The organism is Kocuria sp. CPCC 205258, from assembly GCF_040981005.1.
GTDB lineage: Bacteria > Actinomycetota > Actinomycetes > Actinomycetales > Micrococcaceae > Kocuria > Kocuria rosea.
This window is the reverse complement of record NZ_JAVKPS010000010.1, coordinates 1-20,600: the sequence shown is the minus strand read 5'-3', so window position 1 is coordinate 20,600 and position 20,600 is coordinate 1. Positions and strand designations below refer to the sequence as shown.

Annotated in this window: 21 protein-coding genes and 2 tRNA genes; 5 read left to right on the top strand and 18 right to left on the bottom strand. The window is 71.3% G+C overall.

Annotation, left to right across the window (positions count from 1 at the left end):
• Positions 1-53: 53 nt before the first annotated feature.
• Positions 54-962, bottom strand: coding sequence for a 30S ribosomal protein S2 (gene rpsB / locus RF644_RS15050; protein ID WP_368797101.1), 909 nt, complete (start codon positions 960-962; stop codon positions 54-56).
• Positions 963-1,531: 569 nt separating this feature from the next.
• On the opposite strand from rpsB, the gene RF644_RS15045 reads away from it, so the two are divergent.
• Complete coding sequence (locus RF644_RS15045) at positions 1,532-2,032, top strand: murein hydrolase activator EnvC (RefSeq protein WP_368797148.1); 501 nt, start codon at positions 1,532-1,534, stop codon at positions 2,030-2,032.
• On the opposite strand, the gene RF644_RS15040 is transcribed toward RF644_RS15045, so the two are convergent.
• From RF644_RS15040 to RF644_RS15010, 7 genes are all read right to left on the bottom strand, one after another.
• The gene (locus RF644_RS15040; protein ID WP_368797100.1) at positions 2,014-2,208 is read right to left on the bottom strand and encodes a hypothetical protein; all 195 of its coding nucleotides are present in this window, start codon (positions 2,206-2,208) and stop codon (positions 2,014-2,016) included. The two genes, RF644_RS15045 and RF644_RS15040, sit on opposite strands and share 19 nt — an antisense overlap.
• 139 nt (positions 2,209-2,347) lie before the next feature.
• Positions 2,348-2,421 (bottom strand) — tRNA-Ile (locus RF644_RS15035).
• A gap of 33 nt (positions 2,422-2,454) precedes the next feature.
• On the bottom strand, positions 2,455-3,750 hold the full coding sequence (locus RF644_RS15030) for a glycosyltransferase (protein WP_368797099.1): 1,296 nt from the start codon (positions 3,748-3,750) through the stop codon (positions 2,455-2,457).
• A complete protein-coding gene (locus RF644_RS15025; protein ID WP_368797098.1) occupies positions 3,747-4,739 on the bottom strand; it encodes a DMT family transporter in 993 nt (330 codons plus the stop codon). The genes RF644_RS15030 and RF644_RS15025 overlap by 4 nt, the downstream gene beginning before the upstream one ends.
• Positions 4,740-4,905: 166 nt before the next feature.
• Positions 4,906-5,763, bottom strand: coding sequence for a phage holin family protein (locus RF644_RS15020; protein WP_368797097.1), 858 nt, complete (start codon positions 5,761-5,763; stop codon positions 4,906-4,908).
• A gap of 428 nt (positions 5,764-6,191) precedes the next feature.
• The gene (locus tag RF644_RS15015) at positions 6,192-6,359 is read right to left on the bottom strand and encodes a hypothetical protein (RefSeq protein ID WP_368797096.1); all 168 of its coding nucleotides are present in this window, start codon (positions 6,357-6,359) and stop codon (positions 6,192-6,194) included.
• Positions 6,360-6,452: 93 nt separating this feature from the next.
• Positions 6,453-7,742 (bottom strand): heparan-alpha-glucosaminide N-acetyltransferase domain-containing protein, encoded by a 1,290-nt coding sequence (locus tag RF644_RS15010; protein ID WP_368797095.1) that lies wholly within the window; start codon positions 7,740-7,742, stop codon positions 6,453-6,455.
• 295 nt (positions 7,743-8,037) lie between these two features.
• Between RF644_RS15010 and RF644_RS15005 the strand changes: the two genes are divergently transcribed.
• Complete coding sequence (locus RF644_RS15005) at positions 8,038-8,301, top strand: hypothetical protein (protein ID WP_368797094.1); 264 nt, start codon at positions 8,038-8,040, stop codon at positions 8,299-8,301.
• Positions 8,302-8,346: 45 nt separating this feature from the next.
• The gene (locus RF644_RS15000; protein WP_368797093.1) at positions 8,347-8,703 is read left to right on the top strand and encodes a hypothetical protein; all 357 of its coding nucleotides are present in this window, start codon (positions 8,347-8,349) and stop codon (positions 8,701-8,703) included.
• Positions 8,704-8,935: 232 nt separating this feature from the next.
• On the opposite strand, the gene RF644_RS14995 is transcribed toward RF644_RS15000, so the two are convergent.
• The gene (locus RF644_RS14995; RefSeq protein ID WP_368797092.1) at positions 8,936-9,439 is read right to left on the bottom strand and encodes a hypothetical protein; all 504 of its coding nucleotides are present in this window, start codon (positions 9,437-9,439) and stop codon (positions 8,936-8,938) included.
• A 351-nt stretch (positions 9,440-9,790) separates the two neighbouring features.
• On the opposite strand from RF644_RS14995, the gene RF644_RS14990 reads away from it, so the two are divergent.
• Entirely contained in the window at positions 9,791-9,937 is a 147-nt protein-coding gene (locus tag RF644_RS14990; protein ID WP_368797091.1) for a hypothetical protein, read from the top strand.
• A 147-nt stretch (positions 9,938-10,084) separates the two neighbouring features.
• On the opposite strand, the gene RF644_RS14985 is transcribed toward RF644_RS14990, so the two are convergent.
• A complete protein-coding gene (locus RF644_RS14985; RefSeq protein WP_368797090.1) occupies positions 10,085-10,711 on the bottom strand; it encodes a helix-turn-helix transcriptional regulator in 627 nt (208 codons plus the stop codon).
• A gap of 253 nt (positions 10,712-10,964) precedes the next feature.
• On the opposite strand from RF644_RS14985, the gene RF644_RS14980 reads away from it, so the two are divergent.
• The gene (locus RF644_RS14980) at positions 10,965-11,594 is read left to right on the top strand and encodes a LysE/ArgO family amino acid transporter (protein ID WP_368797089.1); all 630 of its coding nucleotides are present in this window, start codon (positions 10,965-10,967) and stop codon (positions 11,592-11,594) included.
• A gap of 515 nt (positions 11,595-12,109) precedes the next feature.
• Here the strand turns inward: RF644_RS14980 and RF644_RS14975 are convergent.
• The 8 genes from RF644_RS14975 to RF644_RS14940 form a co-directional block, all read right to left on the bottom strand.
• Positions 12,110-12,182, bottom strand: a tRNA-Asn gene (locus RF644_RS14975).
• 79 nt (positions 12,183-12,261) lie between these two features.
• Positions 12,262-14,142 carry a DNA primase gene (gene dnaG, locus RF644_RS14970; RefSeq protein ID WP_368797088.1) on the bottom strand — a complete coding sequence of 627 codons (1,881 nt, stop codon included), beginning with the start codon at positions 14,140-14,142 and terminating at the stop codon, positions 12,262-12,264.
• Between the two features lie 105 nt (positions 14,143-14,247).
• The gene (locus RF644_RS14965) at positions 14,248-15,576 is read right to left on the bottom strand and encodes an MFS transporter (protein ID WP_368797087.1); all 1,329 of its coding nucleotides are present in this window, start codon (positions 15,574-15,576) and stop codon (positions 14,248-14,250) included.
• 115 nt (positions 15,577-15,691) lie between these two features.
• Positions 15,692-17,023: a deoxyguanosinetriphosphate triphosphohydrolase gene (locus tag RF644_RS14960; RefSeq protein ID WP_368797086.1), complete on the bottom strand. Its 1,332-nt coding sequence runs from the start codon at positions 17,021-17,023 to the stop codon at positions 15,692-15,694.
• A gap of 30 nt (positions 17,024-17,053) precedes the next feature.
• The gene (gene dusB, locus RF644_RS14955; protein WP_368797085.1) at positions 17,054-18,232 is read right to left on the bottom strand and encodes a tRNA dihydrouridine synthase DusB; all 1,179 of its coding nucleotides are present in this window, start codon (positions 18,230-18,232) and stop codon (positions 17,054-17,056) included.
• A gap of 79 nt (positions 18,233-18,311) precedes the next feature.
• Positions 18,312-19,052 carry a maleylpyruvate isomerase family mycothiol-dependent enzyme gene (locus RF644_RS14950; RefSeq protein ID WP_368797084.1) on the bottom strand — a complete coding sequence of 247 codons (741 nt, stop codon included), beginning with the start codon at positions 19,050-19,052 and terminating at the stop codon, positions 18,312-18,314.
• A gap of 24 nt (positions 19,053-19,076) precedes the next feature.
• The gene (locus RF644_RS14945; protein WP_095651359.1) at positions 19,077-19,904 is read right to left on the bottom strand and encodes a fumarylacetoacetate hydrolase family protein; all 828 of its coding nucleotides are present in this window, start codon (positions 19,902-19,904) and stop codon (positions 19,077-19,079) included.
• A 102-nt stretch (positions 19,905-20,006) separates the two neighbouring features.
• A partial coding sequence (locus RF644_RS14940; RefSeq protein WP_368797082.1) for a cupin domain-containing protein occupies positions 20,007-20,600 on the bottom strand: 594 nt, incomplete at its 5' end.

The following is a 20,600-nucleotide window of genomic DNA, read 5'->3' as shown; positions in this document are numbered from 1 at the left end:
CGGCCTCGGGCGGGGACGGTGCCCCGCCGGGGGAAACGGACGGTGGACGGAGACTACTCGGCGGCGGTCTCGGTCTCGGCCGGGGCCTCGGCGGGAGCCTCGGACTCGGCCGTGGCCTCGGTCGCGGCGGCGGTCTCGGCCTCGGCCGGGGCAGCGGTCTCGGCCGGGGCCTCGGTCGCGGCGGTCTGCTCGGCGGCGTGCTGCTCGAGCAGCTCGCGCTCCCACTCGGCCATCGGCTCGGCGGCCTGGTCGGCGCCGCCGGACTTCTTGTTGTGGCGCTCCATGAGACCCTCGGCCACGGCGTCGGCGATCACGCGGGTCAGGAGGTTGACGGAGCGGATGGCGTCGTCGTTGCCCGGGATCGGGAAGGCGACCTCGTCGGGGTCGCAGTTGGTGTCGAGGATCGCGACGACCGGGATGCCCAGCTTCTGGGCCTCGTCCACCGCGAGGTGCTCCTTCTTGGTGTCCACGATCCAGATCAGGGAGGGGGCCTTGGTCAGGTTGCGGATGCCGCCGAGGGTGCGCTCCAGCTTCTCCTTCTCGCGGCGCAGGAGCAGGAGCTCCTTCTTCGTGTACTGCGAGCCGGCGACGTCGTCGAAGTCGATCTCCTCGAGCTCCTTCATGCGCTCGATGCGCTTGGAGACCGTGGCGAAGTTCGTGAGCATGCCGCCGAGCCAGCGGTGGTTCACGTAGGGCATGCCCACGCGGGTGGCCTGCTCGGCGATGGCCTCCTGGGCCTGCTTCTTGGTGCCGACGAAGAGGATGGTGCCGCCGTGGGCCACGGTGGTCTTGACGGCCTCGTAGGCGCGGTCGATGAAGGACAGCGACTGCTGGAGGTCGATGATGTAGATGCCGTTGCGCTCGGTGAAGATGAAGCGCTTCATCTTCGGGTTCCACCGGCGGGTCTGGTGGCCGAAGTGCACGCCGCTGTCGAGGAGCTGGCGCATGGTAACGACGGACATGTCGTCTCCTGGTCTCTCGTGCGGGAGGGCGTGCGACGACGCCCGGCCCGCGGGTTCGGTTCTCGGCTGCGTCCGGCGGACGAGCCCCTGGTGCAGCGGTGGGCGGACCCTGCGGGTCCGTCTCCCGGCCGCCGTGCCGCACCCCGCCGGGACGGGGAACGCGGACCGGGGCGGCCGGACCGGGACGGGAGGTCCCGGCGGCGCTGCGCGCGAAGTCAGCTGCTCGCCACCGCGCCGTCGGCTCCGGCGTCGGGGCCGGGTCCGGGTGGGCGCGAGGGCGCGCCACGAGGGGCGCCTCAGAGCACACTGCGGGATCGAGTGTACTACAAGGGCCTCGTCCGCCCTGCACGCGGCCGGGGGCTGCCGGAGGGGCCCCGGGACCGTCCACAGCACGGGGCCGGGCGGCCCTCCGCTCGGCCCCCGTGACGGACAGTCGGGACATGCCCACCGGACCCTCCCCGCTCCTCCGTCTCCTGCGCCGGCCCCGTGCCCGGACCGGGCCGGCCGGGGCGGCGCGGACCGGGACGCCGAGGGCGGGCAGGGAGCCGGCCGGCGTGGTCGGGCTCGCGATCGTGCTCGTGCTCGTGCTGGGGGTGCTGCTCCCCTCCCCCGGCTCGGCGGCCCAGGGGTGGGCGTGGCCCCTGTCGCCGCGTCCGGCCGTGGTGGGCGAGTGGGCCCCGCCCGCCCAGCGGTGGGCGCGGGGCCACCGGGGCGTGGACCTGGACGCGGGCCCGGGCGCCGCCGTGCGCGCCCCGGCCGCGGGAACGGTGGCCTTCGTGGGGTTCGTGGTGGACCGCCCGGTGCTCACGCTCGACCACGGCGGGGGTCTGCGCTCCAGCTTCGAGCCCGTCGAGTCGTCCCTGGTCCCCGGGGACCGGGTGCACCGCGGCCAGGTCGTGGGCGTGCTGCGCGGCCGGGACCACTGCGGGCCGGGGACCTGTCTGCACTGGGGCGTGCGCCGGGACGGCGACTACGTCAACCCGCTGCAGTTCGTCGGCGCGCTCGAGCCGTCGGTGCTGCTCCCCGTGCCCGAGCGGCTGCGCGCGGCCGCTCAGCCCTCGTCGTCCTGAGCGTCGTCGACGCCCTCCTCGACCTCCTGCTGGACCTGCTCGGCGCCCTCCTCGACCTCCTGCTGGACCTGGTCGGCGCCCTCCTCCACGTCCTCGGTGGTGGTGTCGCAGCCGGTCAGTGCGGCGAGCGCCAGGGCGGCGACGGACAGGAGGCTCCACGGCGTGCGTCGGATCATCTCGGCGTCCTCTCGGTGGGTGGTGCGCGGATCGGACCACCAGTGCACCACATCTGCGGGGGACGCGCACCCGGTGGACGGGACGTGCGGACGGAAGCACCCCTCCCACCGGAGGACGCACGGTGAAAGGGGTGTCGGGTAGGGCCGGTGGGGCTTGAACCCACGACCGAAGGATTATGAGTCCTCTGCTCTGACCAGCTGAGCTACGGCCCCGCGCCGGGACGGGCCCGGCGGCGCAGCACCACGTTACCGCACGAGCGAGGCCAGCCTGGTCCGGATCCGTCGCGGGCCCACTGCGGGGGCGCGCGCCGGCTCCTGGTGCTCGCGCGCTCCCGGAGCAGGAGTGCGCACGGACTCCGGGTGCTCGCCGTGGTAGAGCCGCAGGAACGTCTCCAGGGTCCGCGGGAAGCTGTGCTGCGCGACCTTGCGGCGGCTCTCCCGGCCCATCCGGGCGCGCTCCTCGGGCGGGGCGCCCAGGACGAGGGCGAGCTTGCGCGCCAGGTCCTGGGCGTCGCCGGGGGTGAAGAGCCAGCCGTTGACGCCGTCCTCGGCCAGGTGCGGCAGGGCCCGCGCGTCGGCCAGGACCACGGGACGGGACGCCGCCATCGCCTCGAGGGTGACCAGCGACTGGAGCTCGGCCGTGCCCGGCTGGCAGAACACGTCGGCCCGCAGGTAGGCCGCGCGCAGGTCCTCGTCCGGGAGGTAGCCCAGGAAGCGGATCCGCTGGGCGACCCCGAGGGCCCTCGCCAGCTTCTCGAGCGCGGGCCGCTGCTCGCCGTCACCCACGATTTCCAGGTGGGCGTCGAGCTCGGCGGGCAGCACGGAGAGTGCCTCGATGAGCACGTCCACGTTCTTCTCGACCGCGAGCCGGCCGGTGAACAGGATGGTCGGGTGCGCGGCCGGCTGCCGCCGCTCGCCGCCGTGGGCCTCGTAGTCGGCGATCCGGATCCCGTTGGACACGGCGAGCACGGTGTCGGGGAAGCCGTTGCGGCGCATGGCCTCCACCGCGAGCGGGGTGGGCGCGGTCACCACGTCGCAGGCGCCGAACACCCGCATCATGTCCCGCCACGAGACCGCCCGGTAGCGGTGCAGCACCCATGCCGGGAACGGCAGGAACGGCTCCAGGTTCTCGGGGACGAAGTGGTTGGTGGCCACGGTGCGGATGCCCCGCCGCCTGGCCTCCCGCACCAGCATCCGGCCGAGGATGTAGTGGCACTGGACGTGCACGACGTCGGGGCGCACCTCGTCCAGCACGCGGCGGATCTCCCCGGCGACCTGCCACGGGAAGCACAGCCGGAAGTACGGGTGGGTGAATGCCCGGTGGGAGCGGAGGCGGTGCTCGACCACGCCGTCGTCCTCGGCCCGGTGCGACGGCCCGGGCCCCGGCCGGGCGCACAGGACGTGCACCCGGTGGCCCTGCTCGTGCAGACCCCGGGCCAGGCGGTGCGCGAACTGCGCGGCCCCGTTGACGTCCGGGGGGTAGGTCTCGGCGCCCAGGAGGACGGTCAGGGGGTGGGCTGCGGTGGCGGTGTGGGCGCTCAAGCGTGTCTTCCCGGTTGGTCGTGTGCTGGGCGGTCGGAGGCGGGGCGGTCGGAGACCGCGGGGTGCCGTGCCGCGGGTCCCGCGGGGGGCTGCGCCCGCTCCTGCCGTGCGAGCTCGGCGCGGCGCTCGAGTACCTCCGGGTGGTGCTGCGACAGCACGGCGACCCCGACTATAGCAACGCCGCCTGCCGCGGCCATGAGCATCCCGACCGGGACGGAGAAGCCCGGCACCGCCTCGCCCAGGACCAGCAGCCCCAGGAGCACGCCCACCATGGGGTCGATCACGGTCAGTCCCGCGATCACGAGGTCCGGCGGACCCGACGCGAAGGCCGTCTGCACGAACCACCCGCCCAGCGCGGCGGCGACGACGGCGGTGCCCACCGCCAGCCAGTTGACGTCGTCCAGGGGCGTGCCGGCGCTGCCCTGGATGCGGATGAGGGTCAGCCGCACGAGCACCGCCACGAAGCCGTAGAGGATGCCGGCGCCCACCACGTAGAACGTCCCGCCCAGGCTGCGGCCGAACATCGCCGCGGAGACCCCGAGGACGCAGATCAGCACCACGAGCATGACCACCACGGTGTGCTCGGCCCACCGCGAGATGCCCCGTGCGGGGTCGGTCGCCGCCACGGCGCATGTCACGAAGACCGCCCCGCCCGCGGTGCACAGCCCGATCGCCGTCCAGGTGCGCCGGTTGATCCGCAGCCGGCGGTGCCGGGCGTGCAGCAGCGTGGTGATCACCAGGGCCACCACGCCGATCGGCTGGACCACCGTCACGGTGGCGAGCCCCAGGGCGGTGACGTTGAGGCCGGTGCCGAGACCCAGCAGGGTGAGACCCAGCAGCCAGCGGGGACGGCGCAGCAGGACCGCGATGCTGCGCAGGCGCAGCCGTCCCCGCGCGACGTCCGCCACGGCACTGCCCTGCTGCTGCGTCCCGACGGCCAGGCACACGGCCGAGAGCAGCGCCAGGGCGACCGCCAACCACTGGCTCATGGCACCCACCGATCTGTCGTCACGCCCGGGAGTCTATCGAGCCGGCCCGCCCGTCCGGCCCGGGGCACGTGGACACCCGGTGAACGCACGGGGAAGGCCCGGAAGCCTGTGGCTTCCGGGCCTTCGGCCGGTGCGCTCGTCCACGGGCGGCCCATGGACGGCGACGTCACCGGAAGAGCTTGCGGAGGAAGACGACGAACGCGCTACCCGCCACGGCCAGCACCGTGAGCGGCTGCCACCGCTCGCCGAGGCCGGACCCGGCGGACGAGCCGGAGGCCGGGCGGGACTTCGCGCCGCCCTGGGCGAGCAGGCCCTTCACGTCCTTCGGGGTGGTCTTCACGGTGCGGCTGGTGCGGTCCACGAAGCCCTTGGTGGTGGACTGGATGGTCTCCGCGCGGCCCTGGACGTCGTCGCGCAGCGTCTTGAGGTGCTCGCGGCGCAGCTTGAGCCGGTGCCGCAGCTGCTCCTCGGTGGGCGCCGGGGGCTTCTGCTGGGCCGGGTCCTGGGCGGCCTCCCGCTTCTCCTGCTCCTTGCGCTCGCGGGCAAGCTGCTCCTCGCGCTGGACGCGGCTCTCGGTGTAGGCGGAGCCCTCCTTGACCACACCGAGGTCGTACTTGACCCCGAAGACGGCCTTGCGCGGCACGAGCGGAAGGGCCTTCTTGATGGTGGACACCCCGATGAGCGCCGCGACGGCCAGGATGACCAGGAACAGCACGGCGAGCAGCAGGGCCGCCAGCCAGGCCGGCATGATCTGCGACAGACCCGCGATCGCCGCACCGACCAGGGCGATCGTGGCGAGCAGCAGGAACACGAGGCCGACGACGACGAAGGCCGCGCCCTTGCCCAGCGTCTTCGCCTTCTCCGTGAGCTCGAGCTTGGCGAGCTGCGCCTCGTCCTTGAGCTGCTTGGGCAGCAGCCTGGCGAAGACCTTGACGACATCGAGGATCGACGCCGATCCGGGGTCGGAGTGCTCCGCCCCCGCTCCCGACGTGCCGCCCGTGCTGGGGCCTACCGAATGACTCATGCCCGCCTCCGTTGATGATGAGAAAAGTATGTGGACTGAGCACCAAGCTACCATCGGGGACGCCGCCGGCGGGCGCGCACGGGGTCGCGGCTCAGCCTGCCGGGACGTGCGGGAGGGTCCGTCCGGTTCCCCGGACGGGCCCTCCCGTCGGTGCGTCGGAGTCGGGTCCGGTGCTACTTCTTCCCGTCCCGGCCCTTACCCTTGTCGCCCTTGTCCTTGTCCCAGTGCCGGTCCTCGTCCTGCTCGAAGTACACCCTCACGTACTTCTTCTGGCAGACCTTGTCCGACTTGCCGGTGCGGTCAACCTGGCGGGCGTCCCTGTAGTACTCGCGCCAGTCGCCCCCGTGGCACTTCTCCTTGGCGATGGACGCGGCCTTCTCGAGGCTCTTGTCCTCGTAGCGCTTCGTCTTCCAGTCGCCGCGGTGCTTCTACTTGACGACGACGTCGACCTCGCCGTTCTTGCGCTCGTCCTTCTTGCTGTGCCCCTTGCCGTCGCCCTTGCGATCGTCCTTGCCGTCAGCGAGCGCCGGACCTGCTCCCCCGATCAGCAGTCCCGCCACGGCGACACTCGCTACCAGCTTTTCCAGAGTTTTCACTGTGTTCCCCCTTGGTGAATAAGGTGAGATCAGCTCAATTCGCTTCTGACAAGGCACTCAATAGCAAACGGTGACGTTCCGGACGCGGTATGGTCACGGATCGGAACTACTGTCCGGTTCGTCCGGCGGTCGGCTCCCGCCGGTGCCAGGCTCCTCGACGCCCCGGGGGCCGGAGGATGCGGCGAGGGACCAGCGCCGCGCACCCTTCGTGACGGCGCCGATCGCCCGCTCCAGCGGCCCCTGCCCCATGGTCCGCTGCCACGTCACGGCGAACAGGACCGCTGACACGAGCTGGACGGTGAGCCACAGATGGGGCCGGTCCTCGTGGACCTCGAACGACAGGACGACCAGGTGCGCGGTGTACAGGGTCAGGGTCATCGAGCCCATCGCCGACAGCGGCAGCAGCCAGGCCCCGACCACACGGGAGATCAGCAGGAAGGCGCCCAGGACGGCCATGCCCGTGCCCAGGCTGACCGCGATGGCCAGGGGGGTGTTGGTGTGCGGCGCGTCGACGGCGAGCGACCACCAGGTGTCGGTGGGCAGCCAGTCCGCGCCCCAGACCAGGATCTCGTCCAGTTCCTCCGCGTCCCCCGACGAGGAGGCCAGCAGCCGTTCGTAGCCGCCGAGGCCGTGGAGCAGGACGTACGAGGCCGCCTGCGCGCAGAGCAACAGACCCACGCCGACCGCCAGGAGGCGCAGCTGGGTCGCCCTCCTCCGCAGATCGAGCCGGCCGAGCCCCATGCCGGCCAGCAGATAGGTCAGGTAGGCGAGCGCCGGATAGGTGCCGGTCAGCAGCAGCTGGGCCGCCGTCGCCCCAGGCTCCGTCAGCAGCTCCCCGAAGGCGGGGTTGTCGGCGACGGGCTCGGGCAGTGCGTCGCGCAGCGACTGCATGAGCACCGGAGCCACGAGCAGGAAGACCGCCGCCGAGCCGAACAGCGGCTTCGGGCCCGCGCGCAGGAAGGGCACGGCCAGGAGGAAGAACACGCCGTAGTAGATGAGGATGTTGTCCGCCGGCAGGTCGTCGGCCAGCAGGGATCCGATGGCCAGTCCCAGCACCGCGATCAGCACCGCCCGCACCACGAGCGCCGCACGGTCCGCGCCCAGCTCCCGCCCCCCGTGCGGGCGGGTTCCACCGGTGGACAGGGCGAGCCCCACGCCCGCCAGCAGCGCGAACAGCGCCGCCGAGTCCCCGGAGAACAGGAGGTGCGACCAGGTCGGCTCGCCGGTCTCGTCGTCGGAGGACGGCAGGACGTGGACGGACACGAGACCGATGAGCGCCAGACCGCGGGCCGCGTCGACGCCGGTCAGACGCCTCGACGGCTTGCCAGCGGCCCTCGGGTCCCGGGACGGGGCGGGTCCGGCTGTCCTGGCCGACCAACGCATGGTTCCCCCTGAGATGCCGAGCCTCGTCCGGAAGCCCGCCGAGGATGCGGTCCGGTGCGTCCAGGATCTCGGCTCGTCAGGGACCGCCCTGGATTCATGATGCGCCCCGGACTTCCATGCCCGCTAGGAGGAACATAAGGATTCCATAAGACCTGCGCGCGCCTCGGGCCGGGGCGAGCAGCCAGTTCCCCGCCGCTTCCGCCCTGTCGGGCAAAGAGCGGGCATTACTTTTGCCACTGGATGCGAGTCAATGGAAGGGAGCTTGATCCGAGCTCCCGCCGGAAGGACGACCACCATGACCGCCATCCCCCGGGCCCATCCCGCCGAGTCCCTCGTCCGGGCCGGCGTCGTCGGCGCGCTCGCCGCCCGCGGCGTCACCGTCACCTCCGTCGAGATGCTGTTCGACGGCCAGGAGTGGGCCGTGACCGTGTCCCACCACCCGCCCGGCATGTCGGAGAGCGACGTGCGGGTGGCGGTCTGGACCGCCGTCCTCAACTACACGGCCGTCTTCGACGTGCCGGCCCCCGCGGAGGGGGTCCGGATCAGCGTCACGGGCTGACGCGCGACGCGCCGGCGCGACGAGCACCGGGGCAAGAGACCCTCGGTGATCCAGGTGCCGAGCACCGTCCTCCGGAGCCCCGGCACCAACCGCCAGCCCACCTTCGACGAGATGTTCGAGCCCACCCGAGCCCACCGCGCGTTGAACCAGCTACTCAGCCAGGCCGAGGCCACCCAGGCGGCCGCGGCCATCCCTGTGGGGGCCACCGTGCTCGGGAATCCGCTCAGCCCGGCCTACCAGCTCCGGCTCGCCGGTAACTATGCCGGGCATGCCATACCGCTGGGCGCCCCGGCGCTGCGCCTGACCGTCCCCCGCACCGACGGCCCGCTCAACGGATCCACGTTCGAGGCTATGTCGGAAACGACCGGCGCGGGCTCCTCGCCCCGGACCAGCGATTTCTAACTGGAGATCGCCGAGGGGAGATGGCGGTCAGCGACCGGCGAGCCGGCGTCGAGCGTGGCACCGTCCAGTCCGCGCTGGAGGGTCTGGCGAAGCAAGCGTTCAGCACCCATGGGCTGGTCGCGGTTGCAGCCAGAAGCTGAAAGCCCAGCGGAGGCGGCTGATCGAGTCGTGCGGGCACCGGCCCACCGTGAGGCAGACCGGTGCCTGGATGAGGCCAACCGCCGGTGAGCGATCAGGCCAGCTCGGCGCAGACGTCGACCTCCTGCCCGGTCGTGGCTTGCTCGTCGAGGATGAAGACCCCGTCCTCGGTGACGGTGTAGACGAAGCGCCCGATGTACTGGGTGGTCGAAGGGCCCTCCGGTTCGTCTCCCGGGAAGAGAATCAGGCCGTTGTGCCCGGTGGAGGTGACCGTCGTGGATCCATCGGGATTCAGCACGGTGGAGGTGACGGACCCGGCGGTGTTGAAGGTGACCGACTCACCGGTTCTCACATTGGTGTAGGTGTTGACCGTGCCCTTGCCAGCGGCAAGGATCTTGACCTTCGTGCCGTCCTCGTCGAAGTAGTCGTTCTCCACTAGGTTGCCGCCGGTCGAGGTGAATTGCACCGCGAAGTCCTCACACGCCAGCCCCTTTCTCAGCTTGATGCTGAAGTCCGCCGTCGCAGGGGCAGCGCTGATGACCGCGAAAGCACCAATCAGGGCTGTGGCGAGGGCAGCACGCATCGTCGCGTTGTTCATCGGAGTCTCATTTCCTCGAAGGAGCAGAACCATGACCTAGACCGCGAGCTGACCCCGCTCACCCCGGGATTCGGGCCCCCGCGTGCGTCATGTCGCCAGGCTCAGCGTATTTGCCCTTGCCACAGCCGGGATGAGCATTTCAGTAACGGGCAGAGGACGATTCGGTCACGGCGATCTGCCCGGCATGGGGTCAGTCTCCCTGCTCGCTGCAGCGCAGTGTCCGTACACAGGGGAGGGGAAGAGCGCGGGGTAACCCAGCCTGGAGCCTTGATGCCCCAGGAGCGCCTGCCATGACCGTCCCAACCGCCAACACCGAGACCCCCCCCGTTCTCGATCGCCGCCGCCACCCGCGTGCGTCAGCACGTCACCGCCGTGCACGAGGAGGCCTCCGCCAAGATGGACGAGCTGGTGCCTTACCGGGACGACCCGACCATCCACCGCGTCGCCCTGCAGTTCCTCGCCGCCCGGACGACACCGGGCTCACGCTCCTCTCCATGACCGCCGAGCAGGAGTCGCTCACCGCTCCCGAAGCAGTCAGGGCGGCATTGGCCCGGGCCGGGCGACAGCTGGACCACTTCGCCTACGTCGTGATGGAACGGACCCCCCAATGGCCGTCCCGGCGCTGATCCCGGTCGCATTGTCGGACTAGCTAGGCCTCCGATCGGCCATCACTCTGAGTGCCTCCCGGTTCGGGGTAGCGTCTCGGACCTCCTCCGGCCACTGGCGGGTCTCCTCAGCGGCCCACTGTGCCCACCGCCCCGTCATGTCGGCGAAGTCCGATAGGAACCGTCCCACCAGGACCAACTGGGCTGCGCGCTCGGGAAACTGGCCACCGTTGTCGAGGTAGCGCTGAGCTGTCTCGGAGTCCTCGGCGAGTTGTTCCGCGGCCCAGTTCTGCACGGCGACCAGAGTCGCCTGGAGATCTTCCTTGGTGCCGTACTCGGCGAAAAAGACCTTCAGCAGCGCCTCGAACTCCAAGACCGGTTGCCCGCCGGGTTCGGTCAACCACCGCGCCAGCCCTTCCCTGCCTGCCGGCGTTACAGAGTACGTGGTCCGCTTTCGCTTGCCGACGAGGCCAGCCTCGGGCGCGGCTAGACCTCGAGCTGCGAGCTTCTTCGGCTCCTCGTACAGCTTGCTTTCGGCCCGGGGCCAGAACCGACGCATACGCACATGCACCTGCTGAGCGAGCTCGTAGGTGCTCCACGGCTTGATCGCAAGCAACCCGAGGATCGCGTAGGACGTCGTCGTCAACTTTGACTGATCCATTGACATGTACCTCCTAGTGAGAGGAACATGAACATTCTCCTCCCAAGGGGAGTATTGCATACGCTAAAGCTCGACGGTGCGCTGCCTCAGGACCACAGCAGCCAGTGCCACCGTCGCGGCATCGATCGCCACCACCAACGGTGCAGCGCTGGCATCACGGAACACCGCGGCACCGCACACGGGCCTGTACACCATGGCCCCGGGGCGACACCCATCTCGGCCGGCGCTGCGATCAGCACGCACCCGGAAGGTCCAGCTCATGCCTGCAACTACTGCCGTCGCGTCGGTCCTGCTCGGCTTCGGGGCCAACCTGGCCCTGCTGACCTCACTGGGGGCGCAGAACGCCTTCCTCATCCGGCAGGGACTCGCTCGCCGCCATGTCGGTCTGGTCGTCGTCATCTGCATTGCCTCCGACGCGGTACTAATCAGTTCCGGGATCACCGGGATGGCCCAAATCGTGGACTCCCACCCGTGGATCACCTCCATACTGGCGGTCGGCGGGGCAGGCTTCCTCTACGGGTACGCGGTCCTGTCGGCCCGACGAGCCTGGCGCACCTCCACGGGCCTGTCGAGCACACCGATGAGTGGCCTCGGAAGCGCGGGCAGAACCGCACTGGCTATCACCGCGATCACCTGGCTCAACCCGCACGTGCTGCTGGAAACTGTGGTGGTACTCGGCACCGCCGCGACCTCCTGCGGCGTATCGGGGCAGTGGTGGTTCTGCATCGGGGCTGTCACCGCGAGCACGGTGTGGTTCCTCGCGGTGGGCTACGGCATCGGGGCACTGCGACCGGCCTTTACCCGCCCTCGCACCTGGCAGGTCCTGGAGGCCCTCACCGCTGTGATGATGCTGGTGCTGGCCACCATCGTGCTCCATTCCGCTTTCTGACCGCACCGTCTCGAACCGAGTGGCGCCCCTTGGCAGCGCAACGGAACGTTTCACCCATGTGGAGAGGGAGCCCACCCAACCCACAGGCGGTTTCGGTGGTAATTCTGGCGACGGGCGGGGCTAGCACCGAAGCGCGATCCAAGGGCGCCATCACGGCGACCATCAATCAGTTCGACAACACTGGGATCAAGTGCCCGTCGCCCGACCAGCCGTCAAAGCCCATCACGTCCATCGCCCCGGAGCTTCTCAACGCGCATCCCGGAGCTAATCACCTCTTCAGCCTCGTCTCCCTGCCGCGGTGGGCGACATCTGAGTGCCCACGCCGTTGCGAGGTCGAGGGCTTCCTGAGGCGACACCATGGGACGCCAGGATGGACATTCCTGGTTCTGCCATCGCGAAAGCCGACGATAGGTGGCTCGAAAGAAATTGTCCCCGAAGTGTCCCCACTGGGCCGCTTGAGACGGCACGGAAAAGGCCCCCACCGGCGTTTCCGCTGGTGAGGGCCTCCTGTACTGCTCCCCCGACTGGACTCGAACCAGTAACCCTTCGATTAACAGTCGAATGCTCTGCCAATTGAGCTACGGGGGACCGTGCACGCGGACGTGCAACGAGCCATCACTTTACCGTTCCCGCCGGGCTTCGACAAATCCGGTTCCGCCCGGTGGCGTCAGTCCTGGCGGAGGCCGCGCCGCTGCATCTCCAGCTCCAGCAGCTCCCGCTGGAGCTCCTGGTAGCGCTCGCGCTGCCCGGTGGGATCCGTGCGCTGGAGCTCCGCCAGCCGGTCCGACTTCCGCCGGTTGATCTGCAGCTCGAAGAGGCGGTTGAGGATGTCCGCGGTGTAGCGCTCCAGCTGCTGCTGCGTGGTGGCCGGCAGCGGGGTCACGGCGAGCTCGGCGAGGTAGCCGTGCAGCGGCTCGGGCAGGTGGCCGCGCACCCCGTCCACCCAGGCCTGCCCGCTCGGCACGGCGGAGCCGTCGCCGAGGAGCTCGGCGCGCGCGGCGAGCACGGCGTCGTGCACGGCCCCGTGCACGGGGTAGCGGAAGGCGCTGAGCCCGAACTCCTCCCAGTGCCGCGCGAGCATCAGGTCCGGGCACTGGATGACGGCCTCGAGGGCCTCGCGCTCCATCCGGGCCACGGGCTCGCGCGGGTCGGGCAGCTCGACCGGGGCGGGTCCGGACGCCTCCGGCTCCGCCGGCCGCTGCGGCGCGGGGGCCTCCTCCCGCTGGGCGCGGCCCGCGGCGTCGACGGCCCGCTGGACCTCCGCCGGCTCGAGCCCGAGCCAGCCCGCGAGCTGCCGCGCGTAGGCGGGGCGCAGGGAGCGGTCGCGGATCCGCGCCACGATGGGCGCGCAGGCGCGCATCGCCCGGATGCGGCCCTCGATGGTGTCCAGGTCGAAGTTCTTCAGCGTCGCCCGGATCGCGAACTCGAACAGCGGGCGGCGGTTCTCCACGAGCTCGGCCACGGCGGCGTCCCCGCGGGCGAGCCGGAGGTCGCACGGGTCCATGCCGTGGGGCTCGACCGCCACGTAGGTCTGCGCCACGAACTTCTGGTCCTCCTCGAACGCGCGCAGGGCGGCCTTCTGCCCGGCGGCGTCGCCGTCGAAGGTGAAGACCACCTCTCCCCCGCCGCCGTCGTCGGAGAGGAACCGCCGGACGATCTTGATGTGCTCGGCCCCGAAGGCGGTGCCGCACGTGGCCACCGCAGTGGTCACGCCCGCGAGGTGGCAGGCCATGACGTCGGTGTACCCCTCGACGACGACGAGGCGCCGCTGCCTGGCGATCTCCCGCTTCGCGAGGTCGATGCCGTAGAGCACCTGGGACTTCTTGTACAGGGCGGTCTCGGGGGTGTTGAGGTACTTCGGGCCCTGGTCGTCGTCGTGGAGCTTGCGGGCGCCGAAGCCGATGACCTCGCCGGCGACCGCGCGGATGGGCCAGACGAGCCGGCCGCGGAACCGGTCGTAGAGCCCGCGGTTGCCCTCGGAGAACATCCCGGTGAGCTTGAGCTCCTGGTCCGTGAAGCCGCGCTCCCGCAGGTGCTTGAGGAGGTGGTCCCAGCCGCGGGGCGCGTAGCCCACGCCGTAGCGCCGGGCCGCCTCGCCGTCGAAGCCCCGCTCGCCCAGGAACTGCTGGGCGGGGGCGGCCTGGCGGGTGTAGAGGTTGCGCTGGAAGAACTCCGCGGCGACCTTGTGCGCGTCCAGCAGGCGCTGGCGGCGGCCGACCTCCTCCTTGTTCGGCCCGGAGCCCTGCTCGTAGTGCAGCTCGTAGCCCACCCGGGCCGCGAGCTTCTCCACGGTCTCGGAGAAGGTGGTGTGGTCCATCGTCATGAGGAACGAGATGACGTCCCCGGACTCGTCGCAGCCGAAGCAGTGGTAGGTGCCCATCTGCGGGCGCACGTGGAAGGACGGGGTGCGCTCGTCGTGGAACGGGCAGAGCCCCTTCCAGGAGCCGATGCCGGCGCTCTTGAGGGTGACGTAGCCGTCGACGATCTCCTTGATGTCGGTGCGCGCCCGCACCTCGTCGATGTCCTCGCGTCTGATCAGTCCTGCCACACCGCCAGTCTAGGCGCGCGGCCGGACGGCGGAGGGCCGCCCCGGGCCGCGCGGTGGATCACCGTGCGGCCCGGGGCGGCCCGTGGAGCGGGATCCGTCGGCGGCTCAGCGGGAGCGTTCCCGCAGGTCCTGCCGGGTCCGGGTGCCGGTCAGGGCGAGCCCGCCCAGGGCGCCCACCGCGGCGAAGGCGAAGAAGCCCCACGGGTAGGCCAGGCCCGCGGTCAGCAGGGTGCCCCCGATGATCGGGCCCGAGATCGCCCCGAGCCGGCCGACACCGGCGGACATGCCCAGCGCCGTGGCGCGCACGCGCGGCGGGTGGTTGGCGGCGGTGAACGCGTAGACGAGCACCTGGGAGGAGAACACGAAGCAGCCGGTGACGAAGACCATGGCGTAGATCCCGAGTAGCGGCAGCTTGATCGCCAGGGCCGCGAGCAGCGCGGCCGAGCCGAGGAACCAGATGATGCCGGCTGCGCGCGGGGTGATCCGGTCGGCCACCCGGCCGGCGACCGCCAGCCCCGCGATGGCGCCCACGTTGAGGATCAGCAGGAAGCCGAGGGAGTTGCCGAGGTCGTAGTCGGCCGCCCGCATGATCTGCGGCAGCCAGGTGTTGAGCCCGTAGACGAGCAGCAGGCCCATGAAGGAGGCGACCCAGATGGCGATCGAGTTCCGGCGCCAGCCGGTGGAGAGCAGCATGGTGGCCCCGACCTTCTCGGCCTGCTCCTCGGCGGTGTGGTGCTCCAGGTGCACGCCGTAGTGCTCGGCCACGGCGCGGGCCTCGGCCATCCGCCCCTTGGACGCGAGGAACGAGGGGGACTCGGGGAGGAACACGAGCATGAGGGGCACGAGGACGAGCGCCGGCAGGGAGCCCAGGACGAACATCTCCTGCCAGCCGAACTGGACGACGACGACGATGGCGAGCGCCGCGGTGAGCACCGCGCCCACGTGGTAACCGGTCATCACCAGGGTCGTGGCGTTGGAGCCCCGGCCGAGGCGGGCGAACTCGGTGACCATCGCGATGGCGGTGGGCAGACAGCCGCCGAGGCCCAGGCCGGCGAGGAAGCGAAGGAGGCCGAAGACGAACACGCTCGGGGAGAACGCCGCGGCGAAGGTCAGCAGGGAGAACATGATCACGGCGCCGATGAGCATCTTGCGGCGGCCGAGCCGGTCGGTGAGGTAGCCCATGGTCAGCGCGCCGATCATCATGCCCACGAGGCCGACGGTGGCCACGGCGGTGCCCTGCGCGGTGGTCATCCCGAGTTCGTTGTTCTCGAGCATGGACGGCAGCACCGCGCCCAGGACCACGGCGTCGAAGCCGTCCAGCAGCACCGCGATCCAGCACAGCGGCGCCACCCACGCCCGGGAGCGGAGGACGGGCCGGGCGCCCGGGGAGGAGGGGGACGCGGCCTGCGGGGCGGGTCCGGTGGAGTTTTCCATGACGATCAGACCTTTGTGAGGAGGAGCACAAACGCGCCGAGTCTAGGGAGCGGCACCGCGTGCGACCCAGCGCACAGTCATTGAACGGGATCGGCCGCCGCCCCGGTGGGACGGCTCACCAGAGCGGCTTGTCCCCCACCCGCCAGTGGGTGCCGCGGATCCGGTCGTGCAGGGACACGGCGGACAGGTCGGTGAGGGACGCGATCTGGTCCACCACGAGGCGCAGGCGGGCGGCCTCCGTGCCCGGCCCGTCGCCGAGGTCGTGCCAGTCGGCGGTGAAGGCGGGCGAGAGGAAGCGGCCGTCGGAGTCCATCAGCGCCCCCACCAGGATCGAGAGCACCTCCTGCTGGTTGTCGTAGATCGGCTGGGCGTCGCGCACCGTGATGACGTAGGTCGTGGCGATGCCCTTGAGCACGCCGATCTCCTCCGTGGTCCCCTCCGGCACCACGAGCTGGGCGTCGTAGCGGGTCAGCGGGTCCTCGCCGTAGATGTCCCGGGTGGCGCCGACCGCGGACATCGCGAAGCGGCCGATGAGCTGGCTCGTCATGTTCTTCAGCCGGGCGAGGTCCTTGCGGGACCCGTCCATCTCCCGGACCCACAGGGACGAGTCCTCGAGGCGGATCAGGGCGGCGTCGAGGGACTCCGGCGCGGCCTCGGGCAGGTACCAGCGCCGGGTGAGCTCGAGCACCCGGTCCCGCTGGGTGGTGTCGGCGAGCCAGCCCAGCTGCACGAGCCCGGAGGCGATCGCGTCCTCGACGTCGTGCACGGAGTAGGAGATGTCGTCCGAGAGATCCATGACCTGGGCCTCGAGGCACTTGGTGCGCGCCGGGGCGCCGTCGCGCAACCACGCGAACACCGGCAGGTCGTCCGTGTAGACCCCGAACTTCGGGGACCTGGTCCCGTCCGGGCGCAGCGGCGCCTCGTGGGCCTCCCAGGGGTACTTGCACACGGCGTCCAGCACGGCGCGGGTGAGGTTCAGGCCCGCGGGCCGCCCGTCGTCGTCGAGCACCTTGGGCTCGAGCCGGGTCAGCAGGCGCAGGGTCTGCGCGTTGCCCTCGAAGCCGCCGATGTGCTGGGTCAGCCGGTGCAGGGCCGCCTCCCCGTTGTGCCCGAACGGCGGGTGCCCGAGGTCGTGGGAGAGGCAGGCGGCGTCGACGACGTCGGGGTCGCAGCCGAGCATCCGGCCCAGCTCCCGGCCGATCTGGGCGACCTCGAGGGAGTGGGTCAGGCGGTTGCGCACGAAGTCGTCGGTGTCCGGGGAGACGACCTGGGTCTTGGCCGCCAGCCGCCGCAGCCCCGAGGAGTGCAGGATCCGGGCGCGGTCCCGCTCGAAGTCGGAGCGGTACTTGTTGTGGTGGTCCTCCGCCACCCAGCGCGCGACGTCGCGGGCCTCGTAGCCCGGGGCGGGCGCGCCGGTGCGGTCGATCTCGATGGACGTGTGGGGCATGCCCGGTCCTTTCCGTGTGGTGGGGACGGCTCAGCCGCCGGAGACGTCGAGCTCCGCCGCGACCAGCCCCAGCCGCTCGGCGTCCCCCAGCTCGCGGGAGCCCAGCCAGCCGTCCGGCAGGTGCGGCTTCTTCGGGGAGCCGGCGCGGCCGCGCGGGCCCTCGACCGCCTCGCCCGGGTAGCCGAGGGACAGGTCGAGCTCGTCCAGCAGCTCGCGCAGGGTCGCGAGGTCCGGCACCTGGGCCATCCTGGCGCGCAGCTCACCGCCCACCGGGTAGCCCTTGAAGTACCAGGCGACGTGCTTGCGGATGTCGCGCAGCCCCTTGGCCTCGTCGCCGAACATCTCCACGAGCAGCTCGGCGTGGCGGTAGATCGTGCGGGCGACCTGGTCCACCCCGGGGCGGAAGCGGTCGGGGCGGCCCTCGAAGGCGGCCTGCAGGTCCCCGAAGAGCCAGGGCCGGCCCTGGCAGCCGCGGCCGACGACCACGCCGTCCACGCCGGTCTGCTCGACCATGCGCACGGCGTCCTCGGCGCTCCAGATGTCCCCGTTGCCGAGCACGGGCACGTCCGGCAGGGCCTCGCGCAGCTGCGCGATGGCGTCCCAGTCCGCGGTCCCCGAGTAGTGCTGCTCGAGGGTGCGCCCGTGCAGGGCCACGGCCGCGACGCCGCTGTCGCGGGCGATCCGGCCGGCCTCGAGGAAGGTGAGGTGGCCGTCGTCGATGCCCTTGCGCATCTTGACCGTCACGGGGACGTTCCCGCGGGAGGCCTCCTGGACGGCGGTGCGCACGATCGCGGTGAACAGGTCGGTCTTCCAGGGCAGGGCGGAGCCGCCGCCGCGCTTGGTGACCTTGGGGACGGGACAGCCGAAGTTCAGGTCGATGTGGTCGGCCCGGTCCTCCTCGACGATCATCCGCACGGCCTGCCCGACGTGCACGGCGTCCACGCCGTAGATCTGGATGGAGCGGGGCGTCTCGTCCGGGTCGTGGTCGATGATCCGCATCGACTCGGGCCGGCGTTCCACGAGGGCGCGGGCCGTGACCATCTCGGTGACGTACAGGCCGCCGCCGTACTCGCGGCACAGCCGGCGGAACGCCTTGTTGGTGACCCCGGCCATCGGCGCCAGCACCACGGGGACGTCGATCGTGAGCTCGCCCAGGTGCAGCGGCGGCAGGTCGAGCCGGGCGGGGTGGTTCTCGGTACGGGTGTCCATCACCGGGGAATTCTCTCACGGACGGCAGCGGCGCAGGGCCCCGGGGTGCTCCCCGGGGCCCTGCGCCGGCCGGCGCGGGTCAGATCCAGCGCGGGTTCGCCACGTCGGCGCCGACCTCGAGGCGGGCCCCGCCCCGCCCGGAGGCCCACTGCGCGACCGCGGCCAGGTCCCCGCGCACCAGGATCCCCGCGTCCTGGCCGGCGCCGGCCCCGAGCTCACCGAGCTCCGGGGCGTCGGAGACCTGGATCCGCAGCCCGGGGTCCTTGTCCTGTCCCGCCCAGTTGCCGGTCACGTCCTTCAGCAGCCGGGTCAGGACCTCGGCCGGGACGTCCGAGAAGCGGGCCCCGTTGTCGAGGTCGACCGCGTGGACCCAGACCTCGCGGTTGCGCATCCAGACGGTCTCCGCGGCCGGCACGGTCCTGCCCTGGGCGGTCCGCACCTCGTGGCCCCACGCCTCGTTCGGGGTGTCCCGCCACTCGACGTTCAGGGACACCGAGGCGTGGTCGTTCAGGTGGCGCAGCGCCCGGGCCGGCAGGGTCGCCCCGTAGGCGATCTCCTGGTTGCGGGCCTGAGGGGAGGAGTACATCGGGGTCTCCACCCCGGTGTTGGCCCACTGCACGAGCCGGGTCAGGGCGCGGGCGTTGTAGCCGACGTGGGCGATGACGTGCCGGCGGGACCAGCCGGGCAGCAGCGAGGGTCCGTCGAGCTCGTCGTCCGTGAGCTCGTTGACCTTGCGGGACCAGAACGCCGTGCCGCGGCGGACCAGCAGCAGCTGGGCCTTGAGGTCCTCGTCGGTGGTGAGGTCCTGACGGGCGACCATGGCTGACTCCTCTCGTGCCCGCGCTCAGGCGGGGTCGACGATCTTGTTGGTGAGCACGCCCAGACCGTCGATCTCGACCTCCACCACGTCGCCGGACTTCAGGAAGACCTGCGGGTTGCGGGCCCGGCCCACCCCGCCGGGGGTGCCGGTGAGGATGATGTCCCCGGGGTTCAGCGGCAGCATCGTGGAGAAGTAGGCCACGAGGTGCTCCGGGGTGAACAGCAGGTCCCCGATCGAGTGCTCCTGCATGGTCTCGCCGTTGACGCGGGTGTGCAGGACGGCCTGCTTCGGGTCGAACTCGTCGGCGGTGACCATGACGGGACCGACCGGGGTGGACTTCGCCCAGATCTTGCCCTGCAGCCACTCCTTGGTGCGGAACTGCCACTCGCGCATGGAGATGTCGTTGGCGGCGGCGTACCCGGCGATGTACTGGCCGGCGTCGGCCTCGTCCACCTTGTAAGCGCGCTTGCCGACGACGACGACGAGCTCGCCCTCCCAGTCCAGCTGCGGGTCCTCGGCGACGGCCTCGATGTCGTCGTTCGGGCCGGTGAGGGTCTCGGTGAACTTGGCGAAGATCGTGGGGTAGGACGGCAGGTCGCGGCCCATCTCCTGGATGTGGCTCTTGTAGTTGAGCCCCACGCACAGGACCTTGCCGGGGTCGGCGACGATCGTCTCGAGCTCGGCGCCGGCGGCCGGGTGCGTCGGCCCGGAGGCGTCGGCGGCGATCTGCTGCCAGTTCTCCTCCGCGAGCAGGGCGCCGAGGTCGGGGCAGCCCTCGATCTCGGTGAACACCTCGCCGTCGAGGCGGGCGGCCGTGGTGGTCCCGTTGGTGCGCAGGGTTGCAAGCTTCATCGGTCAGTGTCTCCTGGGTCGGTGTGCGGCGGCGCCCGGCGGGGCGCCACGGACGTGGTCCGGCGCGCGGGGCGGTCCGCTTCGCGCGCCGGAGGTGCGGTGCTACTTCTCCTCGCCCTCCACGAAGGTGCGGTTGAAGTTCAGCTTCTCGACGATCGGCTGGTCGCCGAACTTGAACAGGTCGAACCCGGTCTCGGCCTGGATCTGCCAGGCCGTCCAGGACGGGACGACCACCAGGTCGCCCTTCTCCACGACCCGGACCTCGCCGTCGAGCACGAACCGCCCGCGGCCCTCGAAGACCTGGTAGACGCTGGAGCCGACCTCCCGGGTGGTGCGGGTCTCGGCGCCGGGGCGGAACCGGTGGAACTCGGCCCGGATGGTGGGCATGACGTCCCCGCCGGTGGTGGGGTTCACGAAGCGCACCGCGGCGTGGCCCTGCTCCACGGTGGCGGGGTAGCCCTCGTCCTCGATGGCCAGCTGCTCGGTGAGCGCCCGGTCGGTGTGCTCCCACCGGTAGGCCCCGATCGGGGACGACACGGTGTTGCCCAGACCAGACAGGGGCCGCAGGCCCGGGTGGCACCACAGCCGCTCGCCGCGGGAGAACTCCGGGGTGGACTCGTCCGTGACCCGGTCGATGCCGAACTCGAAGAACGCGGTGTCGGTGTAGTGCACGAACGGGATGTCGAGGCCGTCGAT